The 16898-nt window shown below is 58.4% G+C and carries 12 protein-coding genes; 9 read left to right on the top strand and 3 right to left on the bottom strand.

What is annotated here, in order from left to right; translation table 11 throughout:
- The first annotated feature begins 85 nt into the window (after nt 1–85).
- The 4 genes from AC1RKJ_RS17880 (at nt 86) to AC1RKJ_RS17895 (ending at nt 5213) form a co-directional block, all read left to right on the top strand.
- Nucleotides 86–1339 (top strand): MFS transporter, encoded by a 1254-nt coding sequence (locus tag AC1RKJ_RS17880; protein WP_492792253.1) that lies wholly within the window; start codon nt 86–88, stop codon nt 1337–1339.
- 385 nt (nt 1340–1724) lie between these two features.
- Complete coding sequence (locus tag AC1RKJ_RS17885; protein ID WP_492792254.1) at nt 1725–2084, top strand: hypothetical protein; 360 nt, start codon at nt 1725–1727, stop codon at nt 2082–2084.
- Nucleotides 2085–2129: 45 nt separating this feature from the next.
- Complete coding sequence (locus AC1RKJ_RS17890) at nt 2130–2333, top strand: hypothetical protein (RefSeq protein WP_492792255.1); 204 nt, start codon at nt 2130–2132, stop codon at nt 2331–2333.
- A gap of 1740 nt (nt 2334–4073) precedes the next feature.
- On the top strand, nt 4074–5213 hold the full coding sequence (locus AC1RKJ_RS17895; RefSeq protein WP_492792256.1) for a helix-turn-helix transcriptional regulator: 1140 nt from the start codon (nt 4074–4076) through the stop codon (nt 5211–5213).
- 125 nt (nt 5214–5338) lie between these two features.
- Here the strand turns inward: AC1RKJ_RS17895 and AC1RKJ_RS17900 are convergent, their stop codons facing one another.
- Complete coding sequence (locus AC1RKJ_RS17900) at nt 5339–8113, bottom strand: hypothetical protein (protein ID WP_492792257.1); 2775 nt, start codon at nt 8111–8113, stop codon at nt 5339–5341.
- Nucleotides 8114–8390: 277 nt separating this feature from the next.
- Between AC1RKJ_RS17900 and AC1RKJ_RS17905 the strand changes: the two genes are divergently transcribed.
- From AC1RKJ_RS17905 to AC1RKJ_RS17915, 3 genes are all read left to right on the top strand, one after another.
- The gene (locus AC1RKJ_RS17905) at nt 8391–9533 is read left to right on the top strand and encodes a helix-turn-helix transcriptional regulator (protein ID WP_492792258.1); all 1143 of its coding nucleotides are present in this window, start codon (nt 8391–8393) and stop codon (nt 9531–9533) included.
- 159 nt (nt 9534–9692) lie between these two features.
- The gene (locus AC1RKJ_RS17910) at nt 9693–11762 is read left to right on the top strand and encodes an outer membrane beta-barrel protein (RefSeq protein ID WP_492792259.1); all 2070 of its coding nucleotides are present in this window, start codon (nt 9693–9695) and stop codon (nt 11760–11762) included.
- Between the two features lie 13 nt (nt 11763–11775).
- Nucleotides 11776–12162 (top strand): hypothetical protein, encoded by a 387-nt coding sequence (locus AC1RKJ_RS17915; protein ID WP_492792260.1) that lies wholly within the window; start codon nt 11776–11778, stop codon nt 12160–12162.
- Between the two features lie 742 nt (nt 12163–12904).
- On the opposite strand, the gene AC1RKJ_RS17920 is transcribed toward AC1RKJ_RS17915, so the two are convergent.
- Nucleotides 12905–13606, bottom strand: a complete 702-nt coding sequence (locus tag AC1RKJ_RS17920; RefSeq protein WP_492792261.1) for a DUF1045 domain-containing protein — start codon at nt 13604–13606, stop codon at nt 12905–12907.
- Nucleotides 13607–13628: 22 nt separating this feature from the next.
- Nucleotides 13629–14819, bottom strand: a complete 1191-nt coding sequence (locus AC1RKJ_RS17925) for an alpha-D-ribose 1-methylphosphonate 5-triphosphate diphosphatase (protein ID WP_492792262.1) — start codon at nt 14817–14819, stop codon at nt 13629–13631.
- 203 nt (nt 14820–15022) lie between these two features.
- Between AC1RKJ_RS17925 and phnC the strand changes: the two genes are divergently transcribed.
- Together phnC and phnD are read left to right on the top strand one after the other, a co-directional pair.
- Entirely contained in the window at nt 15023–15838 is an 816-nt protein-coding gene (phnC, locus tag AC1RKJ_RS17930; RefSeq protein ID WP_492792263.1) for a phosphonate ABC transporter ATP-binding protein, read from the top strand.
- Between the two features lie 67 nt (nt 15839–15905).
- Nucleotides 15906–16844, top strand: coding sequence for a phosphonate ABC transporter substrate-binding protein (phnD, locus tag AC1RKJ_RS17935; protein ID WP_492792264.1), 939 nt, complete (start codon nt 15906–15908; stop codon nt 16842–16844).
- Nucleotides 16845–16898 lie beyond the last annotated feature (54 nt).

Genomic DNA, 16898 nt, shown 5'->3' on the forward strand with positions numbered 1-16898 from the left:
GCGCGACAACGCTCCGGCACAATTAAATCAACCGCATCAACTATTCAGATGACGCTCCTGCGGCGATGGCGCGCCAACATTACGCATGGAGTCGCCGGCGATCATTACGAAATTTCTGGACAGAACCCCCGAAGCCACTTTTGCGCGCGCGCCAGAGCCGGAGCAATCCACGGTTCTGATCGCGTCTCTCATTCTCACGGGAATGTTCGCCGCCACGCAAGTTGGCAAAGCCATCATCTGCATGCCGATTATTCGCGCGGAGATGCAACTCGGCCTCGATGTCGCAGGGTTGATCGTTGGCGTATTTGCGACGCTCGGAGCCATCGGCGGCGTCGGTGCCGGCGCCATCGTTGCACGCATCGGTCTCCACCGGTCGCTTATCGGCGGCCTATCAGCGATCGCCGCCGGAAACCTGCTCGGCTCTTATGCTCCGGATGCCGAGACGCTGCTCGTCGCGCGCGTCATGGAAGGCATCGGATTCTTTGGTGTGATCTTGTCGGTGCCGAGCCTGCTGGCAGGCTTGTTGCAAGGCGCCAAACGCAATTTTATGATGGCGATCTGGAGCGCCTATCTGCCTGCCGGAATCATGTTGATGTTGTTCTCTGGCCCGGCCTTGCCTGCCATCGGATGGCGAAATCTGTGGCTCGCCAACAGCGCCATGGCCGTCGCCCTCGTGGTGTTCTGGCGTGTGAGCGTTGCGGTGGGTTTGACGGCCGAAGACGCGAGCAAAAATAAGCGTCTCGGTGCCTCGGTGAAGCACGTCATTGATATACTCGGCGAAGAACGGTGTCTCGCCGCCGCGTTCGCCTTTTTCGCATTTTCTTGTCAGATGTTCTCGATGTCGTTTGCGCTTCCGCAGTTTTTGACATCGACATATGCGATCTCAATAGGAACTGCGGGGTTGCTCAGTGGATTCATCCTCGCTGTGTCTGTAGTGGGGCACATTGCCTCCGGTTATCTGTTGAGGGCGGGACTTAGGATATGGGTTTGTGGCGCAGTTGCGTTGCTTACATTCTCTGCCCTCAGCATATGCATTTACAGCGAAGCTCTTCCCGCGTCGGCCGTGGTCATTCTCGCTGCAATCTCGCTCGGCGTAGGCGGTCTCGCTCCCGGAGCGCTCTATGCGAGCGCGCCGCAGATAGCGCCGACCGCTGACGACATCCCAACGACGATCGGCTTTCTTCAGCAAGCGAGCAATCTGGGTCAATTCGCCGGGCCAATGATGGTAGGCGCGCTCGCGGCGCATTTCGGGTGGCTATCTGCGACGTTCGTACTGGCACCGATAGCTATTGTTGGATCTCTCGCCTGCCTTTTGTTGCGCGGCGCAGAAGTAAAGTAGGTGCGCCTGTCTGCGGGCTTGGCGTGCTGCCGGCGCTCGCGCAGAGGCGTGGCGGAAAGGAAGCGGCCGACATCTCCGCATTAGCGATCCAACCATTCGCATCCATTTGCAGTACAATAATCGCAAGACCGATACCGTGCGGCAGTCCGACCTGCTCCGTCTCTTCCAGGATACGCCGCCGCCGGTCCGGCAGACCCAATAGCCGGCTCTTTATTCGTGAGGAGCATCATCGGTTCCGATGACGCGGCGGCGTCTGGCATATGCCAAAACCCTCACGTGTCCGAACGGTCGGACCCAAATTGAGGACCAGGGCCTTGTCGGTCACGCGCTGCTCGATCTTCGTGGTCTTGAACGTCGCCCGTGCGGTGCGTAACAGGTCCGGATCGTGAGCGTTTACCGCGATCCGGGATACGCGAACGCGGTATCACTATGGACATGGATCGTATTCACCGCGGCCAACGTTGCGACGGTGATCTATGCCCTTGCAGCACTCGGAGATCTCATCGTGGCGGCGGTGTTCGGGGTGAACGCAATCGGCTGTGCCGCCATCGTCATGTTCACGACGTACAAGCGATGGCATCACCGTCCGCCAGACTGGAAGAACATCTGCGCGCGTCGCCATTTTGCAGCGGTACTCGGGAACGCGCGCACCCAGCATCTATGCCCGGACTTCAAGGCCTTGCGGCGCTGGCTGCGTCGTCGCCGGCAGACGGCGCGGCGGGAATTCCGTTTCGCTAAGCACTGAATCATCCAAGCAATGCGCTGCGCGCGCGAGTTAAAGGAGAATGCGATGGACAATGTTCTTGGAGCTCTCGGACTCACCGGCATCGTCGTCGCTCAATTTCTCGCCGTCGTCGCGGTGCAGAAGTGGAATGCCAGCACGTCTGCAACGGACGATCTCCGTCGTGGGGCGCGTACCACCGGCAACAAACGTTCGGCAGGTCGTAAGACGAATCGATCGCTTCAATCAGGCGCTGCGTTGGGAGGAAGATAATGATCGGCATCTCAGGTCGCTGGAAGCCAAGGGTGCTTCGGTTCTTCGCCAGATGGCGCGCCGCGCGAAGCGCTGCCCGCGACAGACGCATTCGGCGCATCGCCGAGAGAGGACCTTTCACCATTGAGTGACGATGGCCTCAAATCGATAAGCTTCATGCGAAAGAGTCGGAACAATCGCAGCCTTGCACTGCCGAACATTGATCGGTCAGTTGCATTAGCTGACACGGCCGCGCAGCAAGCGCAGCCGTGAGATGAAGAGTTTAGCGCCAAAGTGTGCACGGAGCGCGGGAAGCGCATTTTGGTGTTTTCTGACGAATATCGTCCGGCCGCGTTGATGGCACTGAGGCCGATGCTCGACCCGCAGACATGTCGACATCACTTGCAATGTCTACCACATCATTGGTTCCGATGACGCGGCGACGGCGCCCGGCTGGCTATCCTCAGACACTGTTATGTCCCCACTCCTCGTGGCCGTTCGGTCGAAGCTCGAGTGACGCCGAACGGCCACCCCTTGCGAGGGGACAGTTCTCATCAAGGGAGTCGTTATGCGCGCGCATCACATTGTTGTGGCCACCCTTATCTTGCTCGGGGTCGGTCTGAAGGTGACGTCCTTCTCTACCCCGTCTACCGAACTAGACTCGCGATCCAAAAGAAACGTGCTCTTCTCTCAAACGCAGCAGAACCTTCCGGTGGAGGAATTTCATGACATGACATTCGTCTTCCCTGTCCGTCCAGGGGGCAACTGATCCGGCACCTTCTTGAATGATCACGAAGCAGGGGGCTGTATTGAGCGCCATTGCGCAAACGTTGTCGCGAGCTTTTCGCTGAGGCAAGGAAGAGCGAATTGCCAGACGATAGAGATTCAAGTCGATCGTTCTTTACGGCTCCATCCTGGCCGAATTGATTCTGTTCGCTGCATTGAGCCAACATTCCCCGGGAAGCTTTTCATCGCGTCGTCCGGTCACGCAGCTTTCGAGCATAAAATAGTTGTGCATACCGAGAACATTATCCGACGATATTTGCGGAGAAAATTCACTGCTTGCGCATATAAACTCCCTGTTCTTCGGAAGGATTTCCCTGCAAATTTTTTTAGGGAATGGCGCGATAAGTCGCTGCGGCACTGCGGTTTCTCTCCAGGAAATCGCCCTTTGGGGCCTTGGGATTGCAATTTTCCCTGTAAAATTCCCTGTTGGCAGGGAAATCTCGAAGAGACCAGCGCGATCAACACTGTATCGCCAGCCATCCAGTGTGTGATTTCGAGAATTTCTCTGTTAGTTGCGAAAAAGGCCCGCCAACGGCGCGCTTTTTACGCGAGAGCATTCTCTGCAGTGACCGGTTTTCCGCTAACCCGACTGAAATCGGCCGGTATTCTCCAGCCGTCTCACAAAATATTCCCGTTTTCCGAGGACGTAGGCCAGAGACGGGTTCGATAGCACTGAGTGCTGGCCAGAATGGCGAGAAACCTTATCCCGGACGATTGTCTCCATGGCATGATGGTGTTGATGAGGATCTTCGGCCACGACATTGCTGGCGAGCCAATGAATTCAATAGGGCGCTAATTTCACCGGGAGTTTGTGCCGGATATGAACTGACGGTGAGTACCGGGGAGCCTGTCATCTCGCTGCCAAGCTTAATCCGCTAGCTTGCAATCACGGCGGGGATAAGTAAACCTGAACGCATCACGCTCCCAGATCGCCCGTTGCCGTAGAGGAATGCAGCCCAGCGTGGAGGTCACCACATGAGTTCTCTTCCTTCGCCGGAAGCGATATCGGATGTTGTGAGCTGCATATACGAGGCAGCTTACGACCCCACACAATGGCCAACTGTCGTGACACGGCTGCGCGATGCTTTCCATGGCTCGAAAGCCTGCCTTGGGCGTCTGGGGCCGAATCTTCCGCCGGTCGATGGCGTCATCGCGCCTGATTCCGATCCGCGCTGGACGACGCTCTATCTTGAGCAGTTTGCGGATAACGAACTCGCGAAGCGTGTCATGGAGATTCCGGCGAGCGTCGTGTACAGCGACCACGCCTTGATGGGAGACGGGCGCTTCCGTGCCAGCAGGCTCTGGAACGAATGGATGGCGCCGCAAGACATGTACGGCGGCATCGGCTGCAAACTGCGTCTGGCGGATGATGTCTTCTGCTTTTTCGACATTCAGCGCGGTTCTCGCCAGCCCGGCTTCGATGCTGCCGAAGCGCAATATTTACAACACATCGTGCCCCATCTGAAGCGCGCCGGTGAACTGAGCCGGCAATTGCAGACGACGCACGCTCTTGCCTCGGCGTTCTCCTATCTGCCGTTCGGAGTGATGTTCGTTGACGGCACGATGAACATTCTCAGCATGAATGCGAGAGCGGATGCTATCATGACCCGTTCCGGCTGCGCCTTGACCGCAAAAAACGGACGGCTTTCGACCCATGTTGTGGCGCGTCCCCATATCCTGGAGCAGGCCGTGGCGAAAGTCTGCACGCTGACGGACGGGATATTGCCGGGTCTCGGGAGCGATCTTGTCGTCAAGGCGCCGGAAGGCGGCAACGATCTCGTTCTGTCGATCGGACCCTTCATGCATCCTTCAACGTATGGCCTGCCGGCGGCGCCCTGCGCCGTCATCTTTGTACGTGACTTGCTGCCGGCGCAGCCGCCGCAACGCTTCGTGAATCACATCAGGCAGGCGTTTGCCCTGGTGCCGAAAGAGGCGGCGATCGCAGCCGCGCTGGCCGGCGGCCTACAATTGAAGGATATCGCGGCGCGCGAAAACATTACGCTCGGCACCGCGCGCTTCTATTTGCACAACATATTTCAGAAGACAGGCACCAAGCGGCAGAGTCATCTGGTGTCGCTGCTCAAGAACCTTCAACCGATCATCAACCGCGACTGAGCAGATTTCGAGCGGGATGAGCCTGTCCGCCTTTACAACATCGGAATCCGCCTCGGTGGATACAATGTTTTCACCAGCCCGGCGTGGCCGGTGGGAAGGATCATCTCATCCCGTCCGCGTTTTTGTCAGCGCACGTCAAGTCTCTTCGGTTTGCCGCAGCCGGCGCAGCCGCCATAGTCGATGGGCTCGTTGTCGAACCGTGATGCCGCATTGCCGCTGTTCTGCGATTTTCCCTTGGTAACAGGCGCATTGCCGCTGGCGCCGTTGACCATACCGATGCCGCCGCTTCCGCCGGAATTTTGCGATTTCCCTTTGGTGACAGGCGCGTTGCCGCTGGCACCGTTGACCATGCCGATACCGCCGCCCCCGGCCCCGGGGAGGGTGCGGACCGAAGGCACGCCGGACGGGAAACGTGAAAGGCCCGGCCCGCCAGCGGTGCCGGCGACATTTCCAAAGCTACCATCCGACATCGAATTGCCGAGAGCGTCCATGGCGCCGCCTGCTCTGTTGCCAGCGAGAGTTTCGTCACGGGGGGCCGACGGTGTCCACGGGAGTTTCTTGATTGACCCCGGGGGCGGAGTCGCCTGCCTTGGAAGCACTTTCGGGGTGGTGGGTTGACTTCCTGGAAGGGTCGTGAGTGTCCCTGGTCCTCTTTTCCTCGGCAGGACCTGAGGGATGGAGGCGGCGCCACCCTGGAAATTGGGCTTGAGCTTTCCGTCGCCGCAATTGAGGTTTTTTATCTCATCGAACTTGTGCCCGGTGCCGGGAACGGTCCGCTGCGACGTGTCCCATGTGCATGGATTCGCCGCAGCATATTCCTTCTGCTTCTTGCAAAAGTCGCTGTCGGGCCCGGCCAGCGCGCCTTTCTTCGCGGCGGAGGCGGCCTGCAGGCTGGCGATGCAAGCCCGTTGTGAGGCCCTGGCCGGCGTCGGGAGCGCGCATGTGGCCGCTGCTCCCCCTTCAGGCAGCGGGAATTGCCCGTTCACGAACGCGGCGCATTTCGCGGCATAGACGTATTCATTGCTCTTCCAGAAATTGGCGTCGCACAGATCGTCAAAACTCTTGCCGGACTCCCATCTTTTGTACGCGTCGCTCGCGACGCTCGCCATTCCGATGCCGATATCGGTGTAGGCCTGCGCGGCTGTCTTCACGGCGTTGCTGGCGTTATCCGAGAGATTGGACAGCGAAGCGGACATCGCATTGCAGGCCTCGGCGACCGAGCCCCGCTTCTTCGGGTCCGTACAGCGGTTGAAATAGCTGTTGCAATCCGCTTTCAGCTTGGAGGTATCCAGGTTGAGGCCCGACACTTTAAGACCCGCAGCCTTGGGAAGACACGTCAGAAAATGATTGGCGAGATAGTCGACGGGCGATTCACGCGCCGGCGATCCGCAATCTCTGGGGGCCTTCCATTCATCATGTCCAAAGCCGAGGGCATTCCCGAGCTTGTTCACGGCGCCCTTCAATGTGTTCCAGGTGAATGTTGCCACATCGTCCACCGTTCCCCATACGCCGATCCATTCAAGGATGTCCTTTCCAACTCCCAGAATCTTCTTTGCGAGGTCTGCGGCGTTGTTGCTGATGAACTTGATCGCGTCGGACAGACCGCCGCAAATCGTGTCTCGCGCCTTGCTGTCGCCCACCAGGGCGCAAGGCTTGTCGATGAAGCTGTTCTCGTACCACTCGAAGATCACCTGCGCGAGTTTAACCGGATTGCCGTCTCCAATAGCATCGAGCGCCCTCTGAGCGGCGGCGACATCGTTGTTGATCATGGCTTCGACGGCGGGACCGAGCGCTCCTGCGAGGGCCGGAGTGAGGAAGATCGAAAGCAGGATGCCCGAGGCGATCTTCACCAGCTCCGGACCAGCGCCCATCGCAAGCTTGCCCCAGTCGCGCTGCTGGATTCCTTCGGCCACCATCATGATGTTCTTGATGGTTGCCGACTTGTTCGGTCCAGCCTCGATTGTATAGGGCGCATCCGGCCGAAGCTTGTCGATTGTATCGAGCGCCTTCTGGATCGCCTCCTGCTGTGCCTTTGAGATTTGCGAATTCGCCATATCCTGCGCGCTCGTAATCCCCTTCTGCGCGGCGCACTTGCCGAAGTCAGCGCCTGCGCCGACGCATCCGACCATGTTTTTTCCCACGCCGTCGGGCAAGTTCTTTGCCGCGAGATCCGCCATGCACTGACCGACATTGGGGCTTGTGGCGCAGGCCGACAGCGGTTTGATCTCGTCGGGAACGGCGGACGACGCTATGCAGGACGGCGGGTTGCTGCCACCGAGACAATTCACGATCTTGTCAGCTTGATCCCGCATGTCCGGCGGTAGTTGCTGAAGGATAAGACCCTTTGAACAATTCGCAGCATTCCCCGTTTCCATGATGCAGGTCGCGGTAGGTTTCAGATTATCGGGTATCTTGTCGAGGATCATTCCCTCGGCGAGTTTCTTGCCGCAGTCGGCGATGTTGTTCCCACCCGCCATCATGCAGGACACCATCGGTCGCGCTTCTTCGGGCAGCCGCGCAACGACGGCCTGGTCCACACAGGTTTTGACCGGACTTCCGCCGAGCAGGCAGCCCGTGGCGTTTGCCACGTCGCCTTGCGTGCCGAGTTCTTTCAGAGCGGTGGCGACGACAATGTTTCTGACGCAGTCTCCGACATCCGTTTTATTGAGTCCGCAGGTGACGATCTGTTTGACGATCACCGCTTCCGTCTCGCTGATCGGAAGCCCGGCGTATTTACCGCCCTTGACGAAAAGATCGACAGCGACGTCAGCGGCTTTCGCATCATCTGCATTCGCCGGCTCCGGCTTTAGCGCGATCACGAAGAGCAACAACAGCACGAGCGGAAGAATGCGCCGGGACTTCGATAGCAATTGGACGACGATCCAAAGCGAGTTGCGCATGGTCTTCCCTTCCGACGAGCTGCCGAAGCCGGATCCATCGCAGGAAGTCTAATCTCCTCCGTGAGAAACTCACAAGCCATTCGCAACAACATCGCGAAGCAAAAAATTTCACCTCAATCATTTGGATGAGATTGTGCCTCGACAGTTGATGAAATGGGCCTTTGGCGAAGGAAGACCTATCAATCGATAGATTGACGCTGTTCTTGCGACCGCACTACATCTCAAGTCTGGCATTCGACGGTCGCGAGGCGCGCTGGGGCGTTCACGGCCGACGCTGATGTTTGGCCCCGGCAGCGGTGCGGCGCTGATGAAGGCGGAGTTGACGGAGTTACTGACAGTCATCGGCGATATTTACGACGCATCTCTCAACTCAACTCTGTGGCAGGGGGCGCTCGGTAGTATTTGCACATTTGTCCAAGGAACCACAGCAGTCCTGTCTTGGAATGACGCCGCCGTGCAGCATTCGCAGATGCTTTATTGGTTCGGCGACGACCCGCACGAGGCGAAGCAGTACTTCGAAAAGTACCTGCAGATGAGTCCAGTCATTCCGAGGGCGGCCTTCATGGAAGCCGGTGTTGTGTACGCCATCGGCGACATCATTTCGCAAGACGATTTTGTGCAGACGTCGTTCTACAGGGAGTGGGCCGAGCCGGAGGGCATTGCCGATGTCCTTGCCGTGAATCTCGGGATGGAGGACATGCGCTCGTCGCTCATCAGTATACATTTCGATGAGGCGCATGGAATGGTCGACGACGAGGACCGGCGCCGTCTTTCTCTGCTCGTTCCGCATATTCGGCGTGCGATCATGATCAGCGGGTTGTTCGAGCAGGGCAGGGTCACTGAGGCAATGCTCACCGAGACGCTCGATCAAGTGGAAGAAGCCGTCCTCGTGGTGAGGTCCGACGGATCAGTCGTTCTGACCAATCAGCGCGCTGCTGCACTCCTCTCCGAACGGACCCTTATTACCAGCGACGGCAACGTGCTGCGCGCTGTCTCAGCCGAAGCTGACCGGAGACTGCGCGATAGCCTGGCATCGCTTGAAAGGGAGGGTGTTTCGCTGCGTGCGCGGAGCATTGGGATTCCTCTCGACTATGTCGAGCAACAACAATGGCTCGCTGATGTTCTTCCTTTGTCATCCGGCAAGCACAGGGAGACAGGAGCCATTTGCGCCGCCGCCGTGCTTGTTCGCAAAGAAGCGCCTGATTCCCGGGCGCGGCTGGAAGCTGTTGCCAGGACTCATAACCTCACCGCGAGTGAAATGCGCGTTCTCGATGCGGCCCTCAAGGTCAACACTGTCAAGCTGATTGCCGAGATGCTCGGATTGTCACAAGCGACGGTGAAGACGCATCTTCATAAACTTTTCAAGAAAACCGGGGCCACACGCCGGAGCGATCTATTTAAGTTATTGGCAGGCGCCTGACAGTGAGGATGATGTGTCTGCTCGACCAGCAACGATCTCAACCGTTCAGTTGAGTTGCCGATTTGAAACACGATGTTCGAAACAGCCTGCTTTCAAGGATTCCCGGATGGCTGCTCGACGCACACTTGATTACTCTTTGCTCAGTGCAGGGGACGGGATATGAGTCGGCGGGTTTTGCGACAGGTTCTTTTGCTGCCCACCATCGTGGCGGCTTCCGGGACATTTCTGCAGGCGATTCCGGACGCTAACGCAGCCGGTCCAGCCGCTTCCTGGAGCAGATGTTATCTCGGTGGACAGGCCGGCGTAGCGATCTCGTCGTCGCGCTGGGATTACACCAACAGCAATCCATACTCCGGGACCGGAAACGCAACGCCGATTATCGTGCCAGGCGCAGATTTCAGCCAGACGCGCGGCATCATTGGCCTTCAGGGGGGATGCGATACCGCGATCGCAGATTACTGGCTGTTCGGTGTCGAAGGGTCTTGGATCAGCAATCCGATGAACCGCCACAGCGACCCGGGCTTTTATCCGGATCCAGCCGCAATACCTCCCGAGAAGGAAGTCGTCACAACCAATATCCAGTCCGTATTCTCTCTTACCGGGAAAGTCGGCTTCGCTCCGTTGCCCGATTGGCTCGTCTACGGCAAGGGCGGTTACGCCATCGCCCGGATCGAAACGTCTGGTACGGTGACGCCCGCCCTCAGTTCGCCGGTCTATGATTTTAGCACGGCGGCGTGGCACCACGGCTGGACCGTGGGAGCAGGCGCGGAATATCGCCTGTTCCGAAATGTCACGATCGGCGCCGAATACAATTACTATCGCTTCACCGGCGTGACGCATTCAGGGGCCGTGGCTGTGATGGATGGCGCCACGCCAGCCAATCCAGTTGACCATCGCGTTAACGCCGACATGCACACGATCATGGCGCGCATCAATTTCGGTTTCGACTCGTTTGTGCCGGCGGCTGGTACTGAAGCCGCCTACGCCAGCATCGCGAAGGCACCATCACCCGCTGAGCCGGCAGGGCGCTTTTCCGCGTTCAGCAGCACTGAAACGAAGTATTCGTCCTGGACCGGCACGCGCGGGGCCAATGTGTTCGCGCCAGATCGAGGATCGGGCTATCAGATCTATACGCCGACAACCTTCGGCTTCGACTATGTTCTGCCGGATCAGTACAAACTCGAGACGCGCATCAAGGGCGGCTACGTCTATTCGTCACAGAATACGCCAGGGCAGTCGGCTCATTACAATGGACCTGTGGACACCCAGACATCCGTCAATCTGACGCTTCTGAATTTCGACTCGATCCGCCCGCTGCTCGGCCTCTCGATGAACCTGCCGACAGGTAATACCTATCTGCCCGGCAATCAGCGATTTACCCGCATGGATCCCGATCTCGTCGATGCGGGAAGTTACGGCGTGGGATTCAACATCAATCCGACCGCAGGATTCATCTTCGGCTTGAATGAGAGCACGGCGATATCGATATCTGCTGGCTACGTCTGGCAGGGTGACTTCACCAAGGAAGGTATCAATATCACGGAAGTCCCAAATCCGGCACCGCCGCCCTTGAACTTTCAAGTCGGCACATTCGACATCAGACAAAGAATTAGTCCGGGCAATAGCTATACGGTGAATGGCAATATCAGCAGCACCTTTGACAGTCTCGTCCTGATCAGTTCGTTTGCTTATATGGGCAGTTCGCATGCGTCGATCGACGGTGCTAACACCGGGCGCGCTGGCGCCAAATTCACAGCAAACAGCACCGCCAAATATCGGTTCGACGATCGGACGGCCCTGGCGGTGAATTTGTCCTGGTCTTTTGCGGAAAAGAATAACATTCCAGATGGCCTCGGTGGCCTCGTGCTCGAGCCCCATAACTCGAATAGCCATGTCTTGATCGGCTCGATCGAACCGTCATATCTGCTCACCGAAAAGCTTCGGCTCGCCGCGAACTACAGCTTTCTGTATCGTGACCACAACTACTATGATGTGCTGCAGCAACAGTTCGTCCCAGCCAAACAGAAACATCTGGTCGGTGCTTCCGCGACCTATGCCTTTACCGATGCGGCATCGGTCACGCTCCGTGGCTCGCGTGCCTGGGTGGAGCAAACGGACGGACCTTTTCTCTTGTCGGATGTCGGACCGCCGCAGGTTATCGCATTCCAGCCGCCGAAACTGAGATATGATGTCTGGGCTACTTCGCTCGCGGTCAACGCACGATTCTAGCAGGAGGCAGCCAATGAATCTTTCCAGATTACTCCCTGCCATCGCGGTGATCGTTGTATCGTCTGTGCTGTGGGCCTCGCGAGCCGACGCGCAGACACCGCAAGCCGCATCTCAAGCCCGTCCGAATGTCACGAGGACGATGCCCGCTCGAACTGCGGAGGTGCAGCAAAAATGCCTGCGCGCCCTCAACGGTGCCTGCACCAATCCAATCTCTGTTGAAGAGGCAAGGCTGCGCGCCGTGGTTATACCGGCGGTCCAGGTTTCTTATTTTGGAACGCCGGCAGGAACGATCGGTGGCGATTACATACCATTTGAGCGGTTCTTCCAGGACAACCCGCTTCTTTACGGATTGCCAACGTTCACGCTGGTGACACCATGCTGTACCGTCCGCTCTAAATAGAGCGGATGCACTATGTCGGAGCACCAAACAATCGGGTCGCAGCCTAGAAAATTAAAGGGAAGCGCGTGCTAACTCGCCGCCTCTCGCCTCTTGGCTGTTGTTGGAAAGGTGCATTCTCCCTGCCCAACAGCTACTTGGTGCAAAATTCTCCGAGGCCAGAACTCGCGAAAAAATGCAAAATTCTATTGAGAAATCAAAGGGGGGTCTGCAATTAGGAATGTGGCAGTTCGAATCCTCCTAGGTCAGCCAGCCAGTCCGGATTTTGGAGAATTTCTTTCCTGAGCGTGACAAAGGCCCGCCAATAGCGGGCCTTTCGTGCAGCCGGAGTCTCTACAGAGACCGGATTCGAACCACTATCTTCCGAAATCGGGGATCAGTCTCCACTCAACCATTGAAGAATTCCCGTTTTTTGGAGACTCGCCTCAGAGACTGGAGAATAAAACCACTGCGTGGTTTTTCGCAGATATCGTAAAGCTTAGAAGGCTAAGTTTGGCGGGTCTGCTGCCCCCTCCCTTCGAATAGCGTCCAATGTCGTTGTCGGTGGCGAGGTTTGGTATCTCCGTGAAGGGGCGGCCGAGTATAGGGAGGCGCCAGTTGCCGACTAGCTGCGGGGGGCGTTGTACTTGGCCGCAAGCTCGCCCGGATACATTTGCCCCATGACCGGTCTCGCCAGTATAGATTCTGTTTTTCAGGAAGTGGGCGAGGAGCCCATGAATGGGATCCTCCCGGTTAACTTCTAGAGTCAAAAAGCAGCCAACGCGTCTTGCCGGATGTTGGTGAAACGCGAAGCTGCATCGTTCTGGCGGAACAGTGCGATGCGGTTAATCGGCAATGTTTCGAGCGCGAGCGCAGCGAACCGGTCATTGAGCATTTCGAGAACCTGCCCGCGGCGCTCGTCCGGCAATCTGCCCGTCAGCGTCATGTGAAAGCGGAAGTCGTCGCCGACATACGGATATCCGAACCGATCGAGTTGCTCGATCTGGCGCTCGGTGAGCGACTCTGGGTTGCGCCGGGCGCGGTCCTCCGGCGTCATAGGCGCACGAAGGCTTTCGAAGGCTTCGACGCATTCCTGCGCAAGCAGGCCGAGTGGTGCCGACGGGGAGTCAGGCACTATGGCGACGAAACCGCCGATCGCACGAACGGCGGGTGTGATAACGGGAAGCGTGCGCGGTATCGCGGCGAAAACCATGTAGCTCGCGAAAAGATCGTCCTCGATTTTCCCGGCTGCGAGCGCAAACGGCGCCTTCAACGTGGCGTGAAAGCCGTACTTGCGCGGATCGCTCGTCAGTGCGGCCCAGTCCGGCGCATGGGAGAGCACATCCGCCGGAAACGGTCGGGCTTCGCCGCTAAAGGCATCATAGCCCAGCAGTTCGGCGCCGAAGCGATGTAATTCACTATCGGCGTCCGGTGCGTAATAGATGGCGTAACGGGGGAAGAGCGTCATGATGTCCGACAATACAGACCAGTCAAGCGGCCGCAATCATTCTGCGTGGCAGAGTTGGCTGCAGCAGTCGGCTGGCCTCTGTCAGGTGCACTAGTTTGCCGTTGGCGACGACGGCCACGATCCGCGGGCGCAGCACTGTTCTGCTATCGACCAGAAGCACATCTGCACGGCAGCCTGTGGCCAGCACGCCGCGGTCCGTTAGGCCGGCCGCTTTGGCCGGAGCCGACGAGATGAGCGCCCAAGCCGCTGGCAGTGGCAGGATGCCGTCGGTGACAAGACGGAACGCAGCCAGCAACTGCGCCGGATAGTAATAGTCAGAGGCCAGCACCTGGCACAGGCCCTTAGCGATCATGTCGGACGCCTTTGTCCAGCCGGTGTGGCTGCCGCCGCGTACGACATTTGGTGCACCGAACACGATGAAGTCGCCGGCCGCGGCGGCGGCAATGGCGGTCTCCTCGTTGATCGGAAACTCTGCGATGGAGACGCCGAGCTTGCGGAAGTCGGCGCGCATCGCCGGCGTTTCGTCGTCGTGAGACAGGGTCGGCACGCCCGCTGCTCGCGCAGCAAGGGCGAGGCGCTCGATTGAGCCGGGAACTTCATCGGCGCGCGAGATGGTGCGCTGAACCAGTTGGTCGAAGGCTTCGTCCGTCAACCCGGTGCGCTCAGCCATTCGGGCGCGTTTTTCTGGCTTCGCCGGATTGTGCAGGCTGGTCTCGATGTGGTTGTTAAAGGCCAGAAGGTCGATGCGGCCTCCCGCGAGCCATTGCAGGATCTCTTCTTCTGCGTCGAGATTGTAGATCTCCTGGCGCAGATGGAAGCGGGTATCGGCGGCCATGTGCGGCCGCTGCGTCTCGATGGCGTCAAGCAATTTTCGTGCGTTCTGGGCACCGCGCAGGCCAGGCTCCCATGACCATGTGGTGCCGTGGAACACCGTGGTGATACCATTGGCGATTGCCTGCCGATCGCTGTCGATCAGTGCGACGTCAACCGGGAAATCGACGCCAGGGCGCGGCATCAGCTGACGTTCGAACGCGTCGCCGTGAAGGTCGATGATGCCTGGCAGTACCAGCAGATCGCGGGCGTTGAGGACGAGCGCGCCGGGCGTGGGGTCTGCGCCGATCATTGCGATCTTGCCGCCACTGATTTGCATCGACGTCTCGATGACTTCGTCGCCGAAAAGGCTACGTCCGCTGTCGATGAAGATGTCGATCATGGCAGGGCTCTGTGTTCGAAAGACGGAGGGGGATATCCGACCTGCATCGTCATCTTCATCAATAATGACAACGTCACGACTGTGAGATGACATTCCACTTGTCGTGTAAAACCGGCGGACGCCGGGGATATGCGCGGTCGTGTCACATCACTGTCAACCGGTGGCGTTACGGGTGACAACACACATTGTCATTGGAGCGCTTTATGCTGGTGGTTGAGGGGCTGACGTGCCGGTTTGGCGCAAAGGCGGCCGTTGATAAGGCATCATTTGCGATCGAGCCTGGCGCCTTTGTCGGCATCATCGGCCGCTCGGGTGCCGGCAAGTCGACCATACTGCGTATGATCAATCGCCTGGCCGAGCCTAGTTCGGGGCGCATCTTGTGTGATGGCACTGATATCACCGCGCTACGGGGTCGCAAGCTCAGGCAGTGGCGTGCGCGCTCGGCGATGATTTTCCAGCAGTTTAATCTTGTCGGGCGCCTTGACGTGCTCACCAATGTCCTGATGGGGCGCCTGTCTGAAATTCCGCAATGGCGCTCCCTGATGCAGGTGTGGCCGGAGGAGGACCGTGCGCTGGCGATGTCTGCGTTGGAGCAGTTCGACATGGCGTCACTGGCCGCGCAGCGTGCCGATCAATTGTCCGGTGGGCAGCAACAGCGTGTCGCAATTGCCCGTGCGCTGGTACAGCAGCCTGACATCATCCTTGCAGACGAGCCGATTGCTTCGCTGGATCCGCGCAACACCCGCCTCGTTATGGATGCACTCCTGCGGATCAATAAGCATTTCGGCATCACCGTGATATGCAACCTGCATTCACTTGATCTGGCGCGCAGCTATTGTGACCGGTTGATAGGCATGTCAGCCGGTCGTGTCGTATTCGATGGTGTGCCAGCCGCGCTGACCGACCGGAGCGCTCGCGAACTATATGATCTAGAGGCCGATGAAGTTATGGGAGCCATACCCGGTCACGTCCCAGCGCCGGTCAGCGTTCCGGCCTACAGCGCGGTTGCTGCCGCCTGACATGGCATTGCTGTGCGCGTCACGTACTTCGCAAGCGTCAACCCCAAACCAAAACCCCGAGGTCATCATGATCAATCGTCGCACCATTATACTCGGCGCCGCAGCGCTGGCGTTCGCCACCTCAGTTGCGTCGGCCCAGGATTACAAGACAAAATATCCGGAATTGACCTTCGCCATCATCCCGGCGGAAAATGCCTCTGGCGTCACCGAGCGCTGGGCGCCATTCGTCGCCTACCTGTCGAAGGAAATCGGCGTCAAGGTCAACTTGCGTATCGCCAACGACTATGCCGCCGTGATTGAAGGCCAGCGTGCGGGCAACATCCACGTCGCCAGCTATGGCTCTGCCTCGTTCGCGCGAGCGCGGATGACGGGGGTGAAGACAGATGCCTTCGCCAATGACATTAATATCGATGGATCCACCGGCTACTACTCGGTTTTTTTCGTCAAGGCCAGCAGCCCTTACAAGAATATCGATGATCTGAAGGGCAAGAATCTGGGCCTTGTCGATCCGAATTCGACCTCGGGCAACAATGTTCCGCGCTTCGAACTCGACAAGCTTGGTATTGCTGACGCCGACGCTTACTTCAGCAAGGTGGTGTTCACCGGCAGCCATGAGAACGCGATGATGGCGCTGACACAGGGTACGGTCGACGTCGCCGCCAATCAGTGGACCAACGATAACGACTCCACTCTGGTGCAGATGCTGCACAAGGGCATGTTGAAAGGCGCGAATGGCGCGGCCCTGAAGAAGGAGGACTTCCGCATTGTTCACAAGTCTGCCCCCATTATCAACGGTCCCTATGCCTACCTCTCCGAGCTTCCGGAAGACCTCAAGGCTGCGATCGTCAAGGCGTTTATGGACGCGCCGGCCAAGGACAAGGCTGCGTTCGAGAAACTGTCCGATGGGCAGAAACAAGGTTTCCATGCTGCAACGACGAAGGATTGGGACGCCACGATCGACCTGATCAAGTTTGTCGATGCGCTTCGCAAGAAGAAGGCGTCCTGAGCGTCGCACAACCTCAGGGAGCAGGATCCTGGCGATCCGGCTCCCTTCTGTCGG

The organism is Afipia sp. GW822-FHT04G07 (genome assembly GCF_058800765.1).

Bases quoted from the DNA above. Each gene is read 5' to 3' on its own strand.
- phnC (WP_492792263.1), top strand. From the start codon at position 15,023: ATGCTGGTGGTTGAGGGGCTGACGTGCCGGTTTGGCGCAAAGGCGGCC.
- AC1RKJ_RS17895 (WP_492792256.1), top strand. From the start codon at position 4,074: ATGAGTTCTCTTCCTTCGCCGGAAGCGATATCGGATGTTGTGAGCTGC.
- AC1RKJ_RS17925 (WP_492792262.1), bottom strand. From the start codon at position 14,819: ATGATCGACATCTTCATCGACAGCGGACGTAGCCTTTTCGGCGACGAA.
- AC1RKJ_RS17905 (WP_492792258.1), top strand. From the start codon at position 8,391: ATGTTTGGCCCCGGCAGCGGTGCGGCGCTGATGAAGGCGGAGTTGACG.
- AC1RKJ_RS17880 (WP_492792253.1), top strand. From the start codon at position 86: ATGGAGTCGCCGGCGATCATTACGAAATTTCTGGACAGAACCCCCGAA.
- AC1RKJ_RS17910 (WP_492792259.1), top strand. From the start codon at position 9,693: ATGAGTCGGCGGGTTTTGCGACAGGTTCTTTTGCTGCCCACCATCGTG.
- phnD (WP_492792264.1), top strand. From the start codon at position 15,906: ATGATCAATCGTCGCACCATTATACTCGGCGCCGCAGCGCTGGCGTTC.
- AC1RKJ_RS17890 (WP_492792255.1), top strand. From the start codon at position 2,130: ATGGACAATGTTCTTGGAGCTCTCGGACTCACCGGCATCGTCGTCGCT.
- AC1RKJ_RS17915 (WP_492792260.1), top strand. From the start codon at position 11,776: ATGAATCTTTCCAGATTACTCCCTGCCATCGCGGTGATCGTTGTATCG.
- AC1RKJ_RS17900 (WP_492792257.1), bottom strand. From the start codon at position 8,113: ATGCGCAACTCGCTTTGGATCGTCGTCCAATTGCTATCGAAGTCCCGG.
- AC1RKJ_RS17920 (WP_492792261.1), bottom strand. From the start codon at position 13,606: ATGACGCTCTTCCCCCGTTACGCCATCTATTACGCACCGGACGCCGAT.